The sequence below is a fragment of the Paenarthrobacter sp. 2TAF44 genome (assembly GCF_052114885.1).
Lineage (GTDB): Bacteria > Actinomycetota > Actinomycetes > Actinomycetales > Micrococcaceae > Arthrobacter.
The window spans coordinates 77,948-93,176 of the sequence record NZ_JBFRFP010000006.1 but is presented as its reverse complement, the minus strand read 5'-3'; the positions used below and the strand labels follow the sequence as shown (position 1 = coordinate 93,176).

The 15,229-nt window shown below is 61.5% G+C and carries 12 protein-coding genes; 2 read left to right on the top strand and 10 right to left on the bottom strand.

Annotation, left to right across the window (positions count from 1 at the left end):
• Window positions 1-522 precede the first annotated feature (522 nt).
• From AB4Z15_RS08220 to AB4Z15_RS08205, 4 genes are all read right to left on the bottom strand, one after another.
• Window positions 523-1,356: an ATP-binding cassette domain-containing protein gene (locus tag AB4Z15_RS08220; RefSeq protein WP_131134378.1), complete on the bottom strand. Its 834-nt coding sequence runs from the start codon at window positions 1,354-1,356 to the stop codon at window positions 523-525.
• Entirely contained in the window at window positions 1,353-3,107 is a 1,755-nt protein-coding gene (locus AB4Z15_RS08215) for a dipeptide/oligopeptide/nickel ABC transporter permease/ATP-binding protein (protein ID WP_442016883.1), read from the bottom strand. Before AB4Z15_RS08215 ends, AB4Z15_RS08220 begins: the two co-directional genes overlap by 4 nt.
• A 71-nt stretch (window positions 3,108-3,178) precedes the next feature.
• On the bottom strand, window positions 3,179-4,120 hold the full coding sequence (locus AB4Z15_RS08210; RefSeq protein WP_131134376.1) for an ABC transporter permease: 942 nt from the start codon (window positions 4,118-4,120) through the stop codon (window positions 3,179-3,181).
• A 59-nt stretch (window positions 4,121-4,179) separates the two neighbouring features.
• Window positions 4,180-5,700 carry an ABC transporter substrate-binding protein gene (locus tag AB4Z15_RS08205; protein ID WP_242633469.1) on the bottom strand — a complete coding sequence of 507 codons (1,521 nt, stop codon included), beginning with the start codon at window positions 5,698-5,700 and terminating at the stop codon, window positions 4,180-4,182.
• Between the two features lie 1,586 nt (window positions 5,701-7,286).
• On the opposite strand from AB4Z15_RS08205, the gene AB4Z15_RS08200 reads away from it, so the two are divergent.
• Window positions 7,287-8,366, top strand: coding sequence for an extracellular catalytic domain type 1 short-chain-length polyhydroxyalkanoate depolymerase (locus AB4Z15_RS08200; RefSeq protein WP_442016882.1), 1,080 nt, complete (start codon window positions 7,287-7,289; stop codon window positions 8,364-8,366).
• Window positions 8,367-8,950: 584 nt separating this feature from the next.
• Here the strand turns inward: AB4Z15_RS08200 and AB4Z15_RS08195 are convergent.
• Both AB4Z15_RS08195 and AB4Z15_RS08190 read right to left on the bottom strand, forming a co-directional pair.
• Window positions 8,951-9,433, bottom strand: a complete 483-nt coding sequence (locus AB4Z15_RS08195; protein WP_442016881.1) for an alpha/beta hydrolase family protein — start codon at window positions 9,431-9,433, stop codon at window positions 8,951-8,953.
• Between the two features lie 33 nt (window positions 9,434-9,466).
• Window positions 9,467-10,099: a CocE/NonD family hydrolase gene (locus tag AB4Z15_RS08190; RefSeq protein WP_442016950.1), complete on the bottom strand. Its 633-nt coding sequence runs from the start codon at window positions 10,097-10,099 to the stop codon at window positions 9,467-9,469.
• A 276-nt stretch (window positions 10,100-10,375) separates the two neighbouring features.
• Here AB4Z15_RS08190 and AB4Z15_RS08185 point away from each other — a divergent pair, with 276 nt between their 5' ends.
• Complete coding sequence (locus AB4Z15_RS08185) at window positions 10,376-10,561, top strand: hypothetical protein (protein WP_442016880.1); 186 nt, start codon at window positions 10,376-10,378, stop codon at window positions 10,559-10,561.
• Between the two features lie 190 nt (window positions 10,562-10,751).
• Here the strand turns inward: AB4Z15_RS08185 and AB4Z15_RS08180 are convergent, their stop codons facing one another.
• From AB4Z15_RS08180 to AB4Z15_RS08165, 4 genes are all read right to left on the bottom strand, one after another.
• Window positions 10,752-12,356 carry a long-chain-fatty-acid--CoA ligase gene (locus tag AB4Z15_RS08180; protein ID WP_442016879.1) on the bottom strand — a complete coding sequence of 535 codons (1,605 nt, stop codon included), beginning with the start codon at window positions 12,354-12,356 and terminating at the stop codon, window positions 10,752-10,754.
• 36 nt (window positions 12,357-12,392) lie between these two features.
• Window positions 12,393-13,589 carry an acetyl-CoA C-acyltransferase gene (locus tag AB4Z15_RS08175; protein WP_131134370.1) on the bottom strand — a complete coding sequence of 399 codons (1,197 nt, stop codon included), beginning with the start codon at window positions 13,587-13,589 and terminating at the stop codon, window positions 12,393-12,395.
• Window positions 13,590-13,745: 156 nt separating this feature from the next.
• A complete protein-coding gene (locus AB4Z15_RS08170) occupies window positions 13,746-14,009 on the bottom strand; it encodes a helix-turn-helix domain-containing protein (RefSeq protein ID WP_165478337.1) in 264 nt (87 codons plus the stop codon).
• 155 nt (window positions 14,010-14,164) lie between these two features.
• Window positions 14,165-15,199 (bottom strand): alpha/beta hydrolase, encoded by a 1,035-nt coding sequence (locus tag AB4Z15_RS08165; RefSeq protein ID WP_131134368.1) that lies wholly within the window; start codon window positions 15,197-15,199, stop codon window positions 14,165-14,167.
• Window positions 15,200-15,229: the final 30 nt, after the last annotated feature.

Sequence of the window (15,229 nt, the reverse complement as noted above, 5' to 3'; positions counted from 1 at the left end):
ATGTCTACTAATAAGGATGCACAACTGTGAGCTGGCTTACGAGAGCGTACACCCGCAGAGCTAGCACGCGCAAGTAACTTTGTATCGATTCATTGCGATGAGGTCTTTTGCCTTTGTGTCCACACCGGTGAAGCGCGGCCGGCAGAACGAGCATGGCCTTTCGCCTCGATGCAACAATTGCCACAGCAGCGACCCGCCGGCGATGCGGGGTTGGTGGGAAGACCGCACGCCAAGAACCTGCGCCACGCCAGGCTGGAGTAGCCCGCTCCTCTCTGGGCGCACCTGTGCCCGGCATTGGTGAACCTGAACCATTGCCGATGCTTCGAACTTAGACACCGCCACGCTCCTGCTCGCACAATCGTCATGCGACACCCATCCAGCGCATTTCAGTCTGACCATTGCAGTCGCTAAAGACTCGCCAGCAGCCAACACCGGGCGCCACCCCTTCAAGCGGCCCTCGCAACCACCATGCGGGCCGCTCCCCACTGCCCTTGGCGCCCCAACCTACATATGAATTATTGACTAGGAGTTCGCCAAACGAAGGAGGCGTCGTGCAGCACGTCGCTCAGCTTGGCGGTCGGGGTCAGCTGTCGGCGAGGCGAGCAACAGGCTCCGTGTATATTCGTGCTGCGGGTTGGTGGTGACTTCTGGGGTTTGACCGGTCTCGACCAATTCGCCTTGATACATCACCGTGACGCGGTGGCTGATATGCCGTACCACTGACAGGTCGTGCGTAATGAACAGGTAGGCGACGCCGGTTTGGCGTTGCAAGTCGATGAGTAGATCGAGCACTCGTGACTGGGTGGTCAGATCCAAAGCCGAAACGGGTTCATCACACACGATAAGGCGTGGTTTAAGAGCCACAGCTCGGGCAATAGCAATTCTTTGCCGTTGCCCGCCGCTGAACTCTTTCGGGTAGCGTTGGGCGGCGTTAGCCGGCAGTCCGACCGAGTCCAGCAGTTGCCGCACGGAGTTGCGAGCCGCCTGTGAGGACGTTCCTTGGGCGATGAGCGGCTCAGTGAGGATGTCAGCAATCTGAAGGGAGGGGTTCAGGGACGTGTACGGATCCTGAAAAATCACCTGAATGTCGCGGGCGAGGGGTCGCCGTTCGCGGGGGTTCATGTGGGTGATGTCGCGCCCGTCAAACTTAATCGTTCCGCCGGTCGGTCTAGCGAGACCCAATACCGCCCTCCCAAGGGTGGTTTTTCCCGAGCCGGATTCCCCTACGACGCCGAGCGTCTCACCGGGGGTGATTTCGATGGAAACGCCGCGGAGCACCTCCGGTGACGCTGTGCGGAACCCGGTGCCAGGGTATCGGAGACGGAGGTCGGAGACTTTTAGCAGTGGGTTGCTCATCGAGCATGCTCCTTGTTCAGTGCAGACGGCGCCGCTGCGGGCGGGTCAGAGCGGGTCGTGTTCTCATCCAGAATCGCGGCGATGAGTTGTTGGGTATATTCCTTGGACGGCGCGTGGAAGATAGATCTCACGTCGCCCGACTCCACCATTTCCCCGTCCTTCATAACAACCACTCGATTGCAGAGATCGGCGACAACCCCGAAGTTGTGCGTTACCAAGAGGACTCCCATGCCGAACTCGCCTTGGAGATCACGCAGAAGGTCAAGGATCTCAGCTTGCACCGTCACGTCCAGGGCAGTGGTGGGTTCGTCAGCGATGAGCAGCTTTGGCCGCGATGAAACAGCCCCGGCGATAAGGACGCGTTGGGCCATGCCACCGGATATCTGATGAGGGTAGGACTTGAAGGTTCGTAGAGGATCGGGAATGCCGACCCGAGCCAGCAGGGCCAGAATGGTGGCCCGCGCTTCTTTCTTCGACATACCAGCTGTCAGGGGTTCTATGAGTTGGCTACCGACGGTGAAGGACGGATCCAGGTTCGACATAGGCTCCTGGGGAATGTATGCAAGGGCACTGCCCCGCATGCGCCGTAGTGTGCGGTCATCCTGCGCGGAAATCGGTTCGCCTGCAATTTCGAGTAAATCGGCGCTGACCCGGGCTTGGCGGGGCAATAGGCCGAGAATGGAGAAGGCTGTCTGGGTCTTTCCTGACCCGGATTCTCCGACGACACCCACGACTTCACCCAGGTTGACGTCCAACGACACTCCTTTGACGACACTCCTGTAGGTGCCATCGGCCTGCGGATACTCGACTCGAAGATTTCGAACCGTCAGCAGGTTGCCTTTGCTTCTGGCTTGATCCTGGTTGCCATCAATGCTTGCAGCGCTATCAGTGGCACCAGTCTCTTCTATTGGCGGCACTACTGTGTGCGTGCGCGGCTTCTTGGGTACGGCGTTTGGAGCTGCGAGGGAGTCCCGGTAGGCGTTGGCGAGCATCACTAAAGCGCCGGTCATGACGGCCAGGAAGAGGGAGGGCCAGAGCATCTGAATTGGATGCTGGTAAATGTTCAAGAACGCAGCTCCCGCCATCAAGCCGAAGCTCGGTAGCTGGCTGGACCCTAGCCCAAGGAATGCCAGGCCTGCCTGGATGCCAATGGAGGCGACGGCGAGAAACGCGGAGGCGATGATGATGGGGCCTCGAACGGCGTAGAGAACGTGACGGGAAAGGATGCGGACGTTGGAGAGCCCCGCTACGCGCGCGGCGTCCACGTATAGTTCGTTCCGCACGCCGAGGACGAGATTGCGGACCAGACGGAAAATGCCAGCCGAGATGAAGATCCCGAAGACGCCCATCATGATCTTGTAGTCGCCGCCGGTGATGGGGTAGAGAATCATGACAAGGATCAGTGCCGGGAAGGTCATGACCAGGTTGAACAGCCAGGACAAGGCTGCGTCTGTGCGTTTGGCTACATAGCCGGAAATGAGCCCGAACACCGTACCGATGGATACTGCCACACCTGCCCCGAGCAGCCCTGAAATGACGGAGACGTTGATTGCGACCAGACTGCGTGACCAGATGTCGCGTCCGTACTGGTCAGCACCGAGTAAGTAGTCCGGGGAGAAAGGCGGTGTGTTGACCGCCGTCAGGGAACTGAAATTTGGGTCGTGCGCGCTCAGCACAGGTTCCAGTAACCCGAGCATGACCACAGCGGTCAGAAGGACAAGTGCCCCTAGGCCAAGTGGGTTTCTGAGCATACGGGCAAACGATCCTTTGCGACGTTCTTCAACGTGATTTGCATCGAGGGTTGCCTGGCGTTCGGGGACTGTCATGTGAGCCTCGCTTTGGGGTTGAGCCAGCCGTTGGCAAGATCGACCAGGAGGTTGACAACAACGACGATAAGGATTCCGAAGAGGGATGCGCCAAGGAGCGCAGGAAGGTCTCCGGTGACGGTCGCTTGGTAGCCATATGTTCCATACCCCGGCAGAGCGAAAATTTTCTCGGCGAAGAGAGCTGCTCCAAACATGCCGATGAATTGAAGGGAGAAGGTGGTGAAGGCTGGGCTGGCAGCGTTTCGCAGTGCGTGCTTCAACAACAGTGAGCGTTCGGGTACTCCTCTACTGCGCAACGTCCTGATGTAGTCCTTTTCAAGCTCGTCGATCATCGAACCGCGGATTTGGGCGGCGAGGGCTGCAATCCCGCCGATTGCCAGGACGATGGCGGGCAGAATGACTCCCGCGAACCAACGCGTTGGCGAATCACTCAGGTCCGTATAGCCGACTGCTGGAACCCATTTCAAGGAGACCGCGAAGAGAAATACCATTCCGAGACCGAGGATCAATGTCGGGAAAATGAAGGTAATTACCGAGATGAATTGCAGGATGTTGTCAAGGATGCCCGGACGTGCGGCCGAGGCCACCCCGAGGATTGTGCTGAGGATCAGCATGAGGGCGGCAGCGACGAAGACTATGGACAGCGTGACCGGCAGCCGCGTTGCCATGGCATCCACCACGGGTTCATTCGAGAAATACGACCGGCCCAAATCCCCCTGCACCGCATTGATAAGCCAGTTGAGGTACTGCTGACCCATTGGAAGGTCAAGGCCCAGCTGGGCTTCCAACTTGGCGATTGCTTCAGGTGTTGCGTTCTTACCGAGGATGTTGGTGGCTACAGGGATACCCGCGCCGTACGTAAGAAAGAACGTGATTGCAGTAACGATGAGGATCAAGACCACGCCATGCCCTAATCGCCGAATCATGAAAGAGAACATTCATTCGCTCCTATGAAGGGTGGCGTGGAGCGACGCTCCACGCCACCTAACTGATGTTTCTATGAACCTGCCGGGGCGAAGGGCAGGACAGTCTGTCCATTTACCAAGGGCGGGGTGTACTTGACATCCTTCGTCGTGGCGTAGAACCCCGAGGTGTAGCCGATCGGTGCAGCCCAGCCATCCTCTACCAGGTACTCGTTGACCGCTCGGAATGCATCGGCCTGTTTCTCAATAGGTGCGCTGTTCGCAGCCTTCATAAGCTCGGTCAACTCGGGAGACGTGTTGTTGGAGGGGTTGAAGATTCCGACCAGGCTTCCCGCCAAGTCCTGGGCATCATTGCTTGTGAGGCCGTTGTAGAAGAAGTACGCACCGTAGTTACCCGCAAAAATCTTGGGGAACAGATCCTGGAACTGGATGGGTTCCCACGTCACTGTGATGCCAATATCACCGAGCGCCTGCGCGATCGCTGACTCGTAGGTCGTCGTCAGGGCAGTGCTGGGCATTTTCATCTCAAACCCGTCGGCGTAGCCGGCTTCGGCCAGAAGCGCTTTGGCTTGTTTGGGATCGTAGTCATTGACCTTCAAAAGATCTTCACTGAAGACCTTGCCGCGTGGACTCACCAACTGATTGGAGGGGTAGGTGCCGCCTTCACCGAGAGACTTCGCGATCAGTGATCGATCGAACGCCATGTTAATTGCCTGGCGGACGCGCTTGTCTTTCAGTGCGGGAATGATGTCCCCGTTTCGGTCGATCAACCACAGCGCGGCGATACCCGATGGTGTGCCTTCTCCAACGGTGAACTTGTCCTCAGGAAACTGGCTCCTCTGGTCAGCGGAGATGTTGACGAAATCCAGCTGGCCGGCCTGCATCGCGTTCTGCTGTGCAACCGGGTCTTCGATCACACGGAACTCAACGGTGTCGTAAGGGTATGCCTTGGAGTTCCAGTAGCCAGGGTTGCGTTTCAGGGTGTAGACAGCGCCAACTGTGGTTGCAGCGTCATCGATGACGTAGGGTCCGGATCCGACGGGCTTTAGCTTCGAGCTCTCATCGGTGAGTACCTTCGGAGAACCGATGCCCCCGATATTGCTGCTCAGGATGGGAAGTAGCGCCGCATCCGGTTCAGACAGGTCCAGGACCACAGTTGACTCATCCGGAGCTTCCACACCGGCGATCTTTGTAAGGGAACTGGCCGAGGCGGGGCCTGTTCTGGCCACCTCGAGCGAGGCCACAACCGCATTGGCGTCGACGGGCTCCCCGTCTGTGAAGGTCATACCCTCACGAATCTTGAACGTCAGTGTCTTCTGGTCCTCCGAGTATTTCCACGACTCTGCAACCGCAGGGACGACGCTTCCGTCGAGGCCGCGACCGACAAGGGTGTCGTACACCGAGAGGAACATGTAGGCCTCGCCGCCTGGCCAGTTCCCGATCTGGAAGTTCCCGGGCGCGGTTGAGAGTGGCAACCGAAGCGTCTTAATCGCGGATTTATTTGCATCTGGTCCGGTGTCACCTGTGGAGGAACATCCTCCGAGCGCGAGCGCTGTAACAGCGGCAACAACCGCCGCGAGACGCCTGTATCTCATGTTCACGTTGACTTCCTTGTCTGCTTTGGATGGCTACCGGCGAGGCCGTCGGCGTCGCGCGATGTACGCACACGCTAGCGCGCGCTATCTGCGTAGCTCATCCGACTATACGGACGCCAGTTAGCGCGCGCAAGTTAAGACGTGAAATTTCTCACACCCGGGCGTAGCGGGTGCTCCTGAGTCGACCTCGTAGTGGCCGTGGTCAGCTAGCAGCGGGCGATGCACTGTCCCCCGCGCGCAGAGGGTTGCGACAGACGGAACGTCTAGGACCAACAACGTCGCCAGGACGTGCCCTACCTCCCTCCAGTCGTGCGGGTTGCGGCACGACCGGGCGTGATGGTGGCTTGCGCGCCTGAAGCGGCCGTGCTCTTTGATGAATTCGATGCATACCGGAAAGTGTTTGTGGCCGTCCAGCCTAACCGGACACACGAGCGGCGACGATGGAGGTGACGGCTGGCTCGCCAGGGCTTGACGCGCCGGTGACGCTTGCAAAGGCTCAGGGCTCGGCTCCTATGGGGCCCGGCCCGGCAGGAATTAAACACGACAGCGCATCGCGGGGGCGGAGGCGCACGCGGGGATGACGGGAATCGGGGTGTATGACGACGACGTAACCGCGGCGAATATCAGCGCACAGGACTGGAATCCCCGTTCCTCACAAGACAAGCATCAGGCCGTATGAACGATCTGAGGGACCGCCTGCCAGGGGCGGTCCCTCAGATGCTGGTGGTCCTGGCTCCGTTGTCGTGACCGTCGTTGGTTCAGCGCCTATTAGCGACCACCCGGCCTTTTCGATTGGGAGAAGAGTGTGCAACTGGGGCAGAGCTGCCGGCGTCATGACTTCTCGTGCCGAGGCTTCGGTGAGACGGCTTACGAACAGGCCGCCCACTGCGGGTGACCCGACACTGGCACCGATCTCACGCGTATGAGTTTTGGGGTGCCGGTACATTGGAGCAAAGCAAGGCGAAACTCCGGGCGCGAGACATGGCTGTCCCGTTAAATGTCCTCCCTTGAGCTGACCGCCTTTTGTCTTCGCAGCCAACGACCTGTCTGCTGTCACAGTCCTCCCGGCCCAAGCCTTCTTCGTGGGTAGGAACGGCAGGCGCAGACAAGGTCGAACGCTGGGTGTTTGACAACAGGTGGGGCGCGACTATCCGCGTGGGGAGGCGGGCAGGTCGAGAAACCCCCAGGTTGGCGGAATTTCCCTTTTTCGGCTTTAACTAGGCGCGTAGGAGGCTGGCAGGGGAATCGGACGAAATCGTTGGACACGGACGAAGACCAGGCTCTACACACGATCATTCCGACAACAAACGTCGCCTGAGAGGTTGCGATGCGGCGGGAAGATCGCCTGGCTGTGTGTCCATCGAAGACTTCATCGTCAAGCTGTTTGGGAAGAACGCACGGTTGTCAGCTGGCTCAGGAGAGCGTACCTTCAGGACTAGCGCGCGCAAGTTTTGATTGATTTATAAAATCAAGCATGCAAATTGTCGGGTCTTTTCCGCTGGACCTCAATGTCATGAGCCAGCTCATGCACCTCTGCGCCCGCCTTGATTGACATTCACATACATCGCGTGACCAAAGGAGATCATATGTCGGTTCGGAAAATATCCCTCACACGGGGGTCAGCGGCACGCAAAGCGCTCGTCAGTGCGACGGTAGCCGTCGCCGTCTCCATCGGGAGTCTGCTCACCGTGCCCGCTGCCACCGCTGCCCCTGCCTCGAGCGCCGGGCAACCTGCGGGCAACGGCCCGTCGGCGTGCACCCGTGCCTTACCCATCGGCAGCTCCAACTTTGTGGTGGATTTCGGCGGTGAGCCGTTCAACGTGCAGGTGCACGTGCCCTCCGCTCCTTCGCATAAGCAGCTCCCCCTTGTGCTTGACCTCCATGGGTCCGATAGCAATGCCGCCTCACAGTCCTACGTATCCGGACTCGCGGAGATCGCAGATGCGGAAGGCTTCATCGTCGCCACCCCGGAGGGGAACATTCCCTTCGCAGCAGATGGACCATCCGGAGCCACCTGGGGATGGAACGTGCCGGGGGTCCCACTCACGCTGGGCAATTTGCCATCCCCTGACGCACGTGATGATGTGGCGTTCCTACGAGCCGTAGTCAAACAGATAGACGGTGCCGCGTGCGTGGATGGACGCCGGGTGTACGCGACCGGTTATTCCGGTGGTGGGCGCATGGCATCAGCACTGGCATGCGAGGCATCCGATGTTTTCGCGGCCATCGCACCGGTGGCCGGGCTTCGTGCAGGACGCAGCGCCGCGCCGGACTATTTGGTGCCCGCGCCGGGCACCTGCGAGCCGACTCATCCGGTTGCGGTGGTGACCTTCCATGGCACCGCGGATCCGGTCAATCCGTATCAGGGCAATACCGATCCGCGCTGGGGTTACAGCACGCAGGCCGCCGCGCAGGAATGGGCTCACTTGAACGATTGTCGTGTAGGTCCTGTTGTCACCCAGTACAGCCCCGACGTCAAGCAGTACACCTGGAGCAAGTGCTCGAAGCAGGCCGACGTAGTGCTCTACGAAGTTGCCAATGGTGGCCACACCTGGCCGGGCAGCGCTGTTCCCTTCGAAGCCTACGGCGCCGGTTACTCGACCCCGGAGATCAACGCATCCCAGACGATGTGGGACTTCTTCAAATCACACCAGCGCCGCGGATAAGAAGCAACGGCGGTGGGAAAAAGCAGTCGGGGTGACTGTCGCATCGATAGTCACCCCGGCTGCAGTTTGTCGGATCAGCCAGCCATGTGGCGCTCCCGACAGGGCGGTTCCCGCTGCCCCTTGTCTCCGGGCGGTTCCGCAAGCATCAACGCCATCTTCACGATGCGCGACGAACATGCCAAATTTTTTGAACTGCGCGCGTTGCTGGTACAGCCACGGTCCCTCGGGTGTCCTCCTCGAGTCGATTCATCCACTCGGAGCCCTGAGCCGAAATTTCAATTTTTACCGTGGTCTAGAAGTTATGGCGGGCCGGATCAACCGCCTTGCCGGAGGCGAGCGTCCGCGCGGTGTTGCGGCGGCCCGACTGCGGGCAGCAGCCAGGGAGGGCCCTGCCGGCGAGATCGCGCACGACGGCAGGGGCTCCTGTCGGGGTCGTCCATGTGGCCGTTGTGCCTGGGACATCTGCTTTCGGTGCGGGTATCGGTGCCCGCCTGCCAGTGTGGAGGCGGCATTGCTTGCGTTGAGCGGTTCGATGACGGTGGGGACGCCGGCTGCAGGTGCGAGGCATTCTTGTGTGCCATTCACTACAGCGTCCGGGTTGGAGGCGAGTGTTCCGCTGCCCGCCAGATATAGGTTGAGGGCGTTCGCCACTGGGTAGGAGGATGCGCTGCCGTAGGCGGGGCGGCCGAGCCGGCGAAGGCGACCCAGTCGCGCATGTACTCGAACTCGGGCCCTGTATTTTTCGGGCCTCCCTTGAGGTAGTGGTCGAACCAGTAAGCGAAGCGGACCATGACGTAGTCGGTAGTGAAACTGGGGTTGCTCTTTGTGAGCTCTCCGGGAGCGTCCATGCTGGTGCTGTCATGGCCATGTGAGATCCACATCATCTTCACCGGTGTGCCTTGCCTCTTCAGGGCCTGGTACGTGGCAACGGCCTGGTTGAGCGGGAACAAGGAGTCGTGTTCTCCCTGGACCAGCATCGCCGGTGCCTTTGATGCTTGAGTAGAAGGAGGCCACCGAGATGCGTTCGAGAGCGCCCGTAACGTCCGGTGGGAAGTAGCCCGTCGCAAGACCGGAGTTGACCGCCGAGCAGAAGACGTCGGTCAGCCAGGGCAGGAATCAATGGTCGACGGATCCACTGGACTAGTGAGGTAACTCTTTTCTGCTACTGCGAACAGCCTGGCAAGCCAGACAGACTTCGCCGCTCCCGGAGTGGAGGCTGTGACACCCGCAGTCTGGGCGGTGCTGTTCGGAGCGAGTGCGGAGGGCAGACCGTTCCACGTGTCGATGGGAATGATCGCATCGATGCGATGGTCGACGCTTGCCGCTGCAAACTGGATCGCACCGCCATAGGAGGCACCTAACATACCGACCCGCGGGTCGTAGGCCCGGGCGATGCCATCAAGGTCCTTTTGGTCGTGGACGACGACGTTGAGCGGAGGTGCGGAAATCGTGTGAGCCGCGTTAGTGTAGGCGATCGCCGGGGCGCCCCCGAGGTAGCTGACGAGCTGACTGGCAGCTTGGCCGTCGATGCCCGGATCGTCGAGGGTCACTGAGCAGCTCAAACCGCCAAACCCGAGCCCCGAGTATGCAAGCACTGCGTAGTCGCGCCTGGCGAAAACCATGGCGAGATTGGCCGGATCCTGCGTGTCCTTCGAGTTACCCCAACCGTTGGTCATCAGCAGCGCGGGAACCCGCTTCGTGCGGCTCGCGTAAGGGAGGTAGAGGTCACCAATGATGTCACAGCTGGATCCGTTCTGCAGGCCTGTGACCCTGAATGCAGAGTCTGCACCGAGAAGCCGACATCGGCATGGGCGGCGGGTACGGCAGTCCCTGCTACTAGGAGGCCTGCGGTGACCATGGCGACAACTTTGGTCACCGTCCGTAGCCTTGGGGCCGTGGTTAGACGCCTTCCTCCATCCATGGACCTGGGTGGTCGTCGTCGACCACGGAAGAGCAGGTCGCTAAGGCGCTCCCCGACAGGCTTTCGGGGAACCGTGTGTGAGCCTGACGTGGCCCTCGCGCCGGTGGGCAGAAAATTGAACATCTTTGTACATACCTTCCTCATCGTGATCGTCATGCAGACGGTTCTTTCAAGAGCGGTGGTTTGTATGTCAGAGAACGGACAGGATGCGCGCATCGCCATGATTCCGGCGACGGCAGCGCAGAGCGTGCCGAAGATCAAGGGGGCCGGGTAGCCTCCGAGCCACGTGATGTGGCCGCCAGCGACGACCGAGGAGAGTACCTGCGGCAACACGGCAGGAAAGCGAAGTCCCGCCCCTGGTTTTTCCTCAGGTCCCTGCTCCTGGGAGCGGGATCTCGCGCAGTCGGGACTGGATGATGGTCTCGTGGGGGCGTGTCCGGCCAGTTCCCGGTAATCGGTGTAGCTCAATTTGTTGCGCTTTCCGGAAGGACAGCAGGGGAGGCTGGGTTTTCTGCATAGTGGGTGGCGAGTTCGCGTTTGAGGATCTTCCCGCTGGGGCCCAGTGGCAGTTCGGTCATGAGTTCGATGATGCGGGGGTATTTGTAGGCTGCCAGCCGCTCTTTTGCGTAAGCGCCGAGTTCGTCCGCTGTGATGGTGCTGCCCGGGGCTGGAACGATTGCGGCGGCTATTTCCTGTCCGTGGACCTCATGGGGAACGCCAAAGACGGCGACACTGACTACCTGGGGGTGTTGGTTGAGAATTTCTTCGACTTCGCGTGGGTAGACGTTGTAGCCGTTCCGGATGATCATGTCCTTCTTGCGGTCCAGGATGCTCAGGTAGCCGTCGCTGTCCTTGACTCCGAGGTCTCCGGTGCGGAACCATCCCTCCACGACGGCTTCGGCGGTGGCGTCGGGGCGGTTCAGGTAGCCCTTGAACAGGTTGTGGCCCCGCACGACCAGTTCTCCGAGTTCGCCACGGGGCAGCAGTTCAATGCTGTCGGTGATTTCCGGACGGGCGATCTCGACATCGACACCCCAGATGGGGGTGCCGATGGTACCGGGTCTCGGTGTTGTGCCCACGTGGTTGAAGCTGGCTACCGGGGAGGTCTCGGTCAGGCCGTAGCCTTCGTGGATCTCCGCCCCGAAGTGCTCACGGAATTTTTCCAGTACGGCTACTGGCAGCGAGGAGCCGCCGGAGATTCCGTAGCGAAGTCCTTGGGGCCGGGTTGGATTGGCCTTGGCGGCTTCGAGCAGCGCCACATACATGGTGGGCACGCCGAAGAACACGTTGATTTCGTGTTTGTGCAGCAGCCGCAGCGCGGCCTCCCCGGTGAACCGGGGGCACAAAACGATGGTGGCGCCGGCGCGCAGGCCGGCGTTGAGCACGCAGGTCTGGCCGAAGGTGTGGAAGAGCGGCAGGCCGCCGAACACTTTATCGCCGTGCCGGAGGTCGAAAGTGCCGGTCAGCAGCACATTGACCTGTTCCACCAGGGCGAAGTGCGTCCCGAGGGCGCCTTTCGGTTTCCCGGTGGTCCCGGATGTATACAGGATGGTCGCGGTGTCCTGTGCGCTGCGCGGGACATAGCTTTGGATGGGGGTTGCGGCCGCTACTTCGGCTTCCAGGCGGGCGGGACGTTCAGCGCTCTCCGGTGCCAGTACTGTCAGCACCTCGACGCCGGCCGCTGCGGCGCCTGGGGCGCCCTCGCCGAGCAGTTGGGCGGCGCAGATCAGCAGCCTGGCTCCGCTGTCGCGCAGCACGTACTCGATTTCGCTGCCCTTCAGCAGCGCGTGGATGGGGAGCACGACCCCTCCGAGCGCGAGGACGGCGTAGTAGACGCGGGCGAAGTCCGCCACGTTGGGGATGAGGATGGCGACGGGGTCTCCCGGTCCGATGCCGCGGGCACGCAGTGCCCCGGCGTAGCCGCGGGTTTGCTCCCAGAGTTCCCCGTAGGTGGTCTCTTCATCCCCGACGACGAGGGCGGTAACGTGCGGAATGCGAGCCGCAGCCTCGGCGAGGATGGCCGCGGCGGAGATGGTGCCGTAGCCGTCATTGGCTGGCGGGTTTGTCATGGTGGATTGTCCTTGGTTAGGGATAGTGCAGTTGGTTTATGCCTTCAGGACCAGGGCGTCGCCCTGTCCGCCGCCGCCGCAAAGGCCAACGACGCCGGTGCCGCCGCCGCGGCGCTTGAGTGCCAGCGCCTGGTGGAGGACCAGCCGGGCACCGGAGGCGCCTACCGGATGTCCGAGCGCGATGGCGCCGCCCTCGGTGTTGATGCGGTCCGTGCTGATTCCGAGGTCCCTGGCGGACTGGATGACGACGGCGGCAAAAGCTTCATTGATCTCAATAAGGTCCAGGTCTTCGGCGGCGAGCCCTTCACGCTTGAGGGCGTGTTCGATGGCCCGGGAGGGCTGGGAGTGCAGGGAGGCATCGGGGCCGGCCGCCTGTCCGTGGGCGCCGATTTCGGCGATCCATTCCAGGCCGGCCGCTTGGGCTGCCGCCTTGCTGGCGATGATCACCGCTGCGGCTCCATCGGAGAGCGGAGATGAGGAACCGGCGGTGATGGTCGCCTCCCCGCCCTTCGCGAAGGCGGGTTTGAGCTGGGACAGCAGCTCCGCCGTCGTTCCCGGACGGATGCCCGCATCGGAGTCGAGCACCAAGGCCGGCCCCTTGCGCTGTGCAATTTCGAGGGGGGCGATTTCCTCGGCGAAGATTCCGGCCGTGCGGGCGGCGTCGGCGCGTTGGTGGGAGCGGGCGGCGACCTCGTCCTGTTCTTTACGGCTAATGCCGCGGGTGGTGTTTCCGGCGTCCGTGGCGGTGCCCATCAGTTCACCGCTGAAGGGATCCTGCAAGCCGTCATGGTTCAGGGAGTCCACCATGGGCGTGTCGCCGATGGTGACGCCTCCGCGAATGCCTTTGACCAGGTGCGGGGCGTTGGTCATGGATTCCTGGCCTCCGGCCACGACGAAGTCGGCCTCACCGGCCCGGATCATCCGAGCCGCGTCGATCACGGCTGTGAGACCGGAGAGGCAAAGCTTGTTGACCGTCACGGTGGGCACGTCCCAGCCAATGCCGGCGACGAGGCTTGCCTGCCTGGCGGGGCCTTGGCCTGCCCCGGCCTGGATGACCTGCCCCATGATTACGGCTTCGATCTGGTGCGCGGCGACGCCGGAGCGTTCCAGCGCAGTGCGGATGGCATGGGCGCCCAAGTCGCTGGCGGAGAGGGAGGCGAGTCCGCCGCGGAAGCGTCCGAAGGGGGTACGCGCGCCGCCGAGAATGACGGGAACATTGTTGCCTGAGGTCATGGGGTTGCCTTTGGGATGGGGTAGTAAGCGTGGGGTGGAACGGGGTTCCGCAGCATTGCGGATGTGTTGTTCAGGCGAACGCGGCGCGTCCGGCGATGAATCGGCTTAACGGGCAGGGCGACCAGGTCCGATATATTCGGCTCCTTGCGGGATCCTTCACCTCCTATCGAGGTCGGCAGCAGGGTCATTGGCAGGCCCACGGATTTCTTCGAGCAGAGCTTGGGCGCCATTGGGAACAGCCGAGTAGAACCGCCTGCGTCCACACGCTTCGGCAGTGACCAGACCGAGTCCGTGCAGTGCTGCCAAGTGATTGGATGCGGTCCCTGGGGCTATGTTGAGTGCGGCTGCGATGGTGCCCGGCGACTGTGGTCCTTCGAAGAGTAGCCGCAGGACGCGGGACCTGGCAGGGCTTGATGCCATCTGGTGAAGGATATGGCTCGCGAACATCCCTGTTCCCTTCTTCTTAGACCTCGCAGAACGGATGGGCGGTCTATTGGGTTGTGGGTGCCGCAGGCGGATTCCTGCGTCACCCGCTGGTCGCTCTCGGCCACCGAAAAGGCGCCTCGGCGATCTGCTCAGAGTTCTTGCTGGAGTGCGGCGGAAGTGGTGAAGTTGAGCTCGTCTTCAAGCTCCTGGAACTCCTCGCCACCGGATGGTCGGGGTTCCGTTGACCAGAAGAAAGCTCGAAGGGCAGCGACGGCGGACTCACGCCACGCACGTGCTGCTGGCATGATCTTCGTGAAACTAGCTGAATTGTGCACATGTCCCGGCTCGAGGGTGAACTCGACTGGGACCCCTGCTTCGCGGAGCCGTTGGGCGTACTCGCCGCCATCGTCCCTGAGCATGTCGAATTCAGCGGATAGAATCCGTGCCGGCGGGAGCCCGCTGAAGTTCCCCGCATAAAGGGGAGAGGCATAGGGATCCTGCCGGTCGCCATCTTCGCCGAGGTAGGCATCGATCAGCACATCGCCGTCTGAACGATGGAGTGCGTAGTTCGTGCCTAGATCCGGGTCCAAGTGGGAGGGCAGCGAAAGGGTCAAGTCGAGGGCGGGAACCTCGAGCAGCTGGAACGCGATCTTCGGGCCACGGTTATCCCGAGCCTTGAGGGTCAGGGCAGCGGCGAGGTTCGCGCCGGCGGAGCCTCCGCCGACAGTGATGATTGAGAGGTCTACACCGATTTCTTCTGCGTGCTCGTGCACCCAGGTCAGGGCAGCTTCACAGTCCATGAGAGCGATGGGGTACGGGAATTCAGGCGCCTTGCGGTAGTTGACCGCGATGGCGACGCAATGCGCTCCGACCGCTCGCTCCCGGCACACGATGTCGACGATCAGACTGTGCGCCGTACCGGCCACCCATCCGCCACCGTGGATGTATATGTGGGCGGGGAGTGCTTCCTCCAGTGTTGGACGGAAGACGATCAGTTCGATCGTGCCGTCCGCGACGGGAATCGTGACCACCCGACGGTCGGCTACCTCTGGCCCCGGTTCCGCGACTTGGAGCGTCATCGCGTCCCCGTCGGCATTATGCTGTTCGCGCAGATTCGTGAAGTCTGTCCCGGCTTCGAGCGCAGGCCTCGGCAGGAACTGGGCGAGGATCGGATCGATTGGCATGGTGACGTCCTTGGTCGTGGATGGTTTGCG

Bases quoted from the DNA above. Each gene is read 5' to 3' on its own strand.
- AB4Z15_RS08170 (WP_165478337.1), bottom strand. From the start codon at position 14,009: ATGGCATCAAGCCCTGCCAGGTCCCGCGTCCTGCGGCTACTCTTCGAA.
- AB4Z15_RS08200 (WP_442016882.1), top strand. From the start codon at position 7,287: ATGTCGGTTCGGAAAATATCCCTCACACGGGGGTCAGCGGCACGCAAA.
- AB4Z15_RS08165 (WP_131134368.1), bottom strand. From the start codon at position 15,199: ATGCCAATCGATCCGATCCTCGCCCAGTTCCTGCCGAGGCCTGCGCTC.
- AB4Z15_RS08210 (WP_131134376.1), bottom strand. From the start codon at position 4,120: ATGTTCTCTTTCATGATTCGGCGATTAGGGCATGGCGTGGTCTTGATC.
- AB4Z15_RS08205 (WP_242633469.1), bottom strand. From the start codon at position 5,700: ATGAGATACAGGCGTCTCGCGGCGGTTGTTGCCGCTGTTACAGCGCTC.
- AB4Z15_RS08220 (WP_131134378.1), bottom strand. From the start codon at position 1,356: ATGAGCAACCCACTGCTAAAAGTCTCCGACCTCCGTCTCCGATACCCT.
- AB4Z15_RS08215 (WP_442016883.1), bottom strand. From the start codon at position 3,107: ATGCTCAGAAACCCACTTGGCCTAGGGGCACTTGTCCTTCTGACCGCT.
- AB4Z15_RS08175 (WP_131134370.1), bottom strand. From the start codon at position 13,589: ATGACCTCAGGCAACAATGTTCCCGTCATTCTCGGCGGCGCGCGTACC.
- AB4Z15_RS08180 (WP_442016879.1), bottom strand. From the start codon at position 12,356: ATGACAAACCCGCCAGCCAATGACGGCTACGGCACCATCTCCGCCGCG.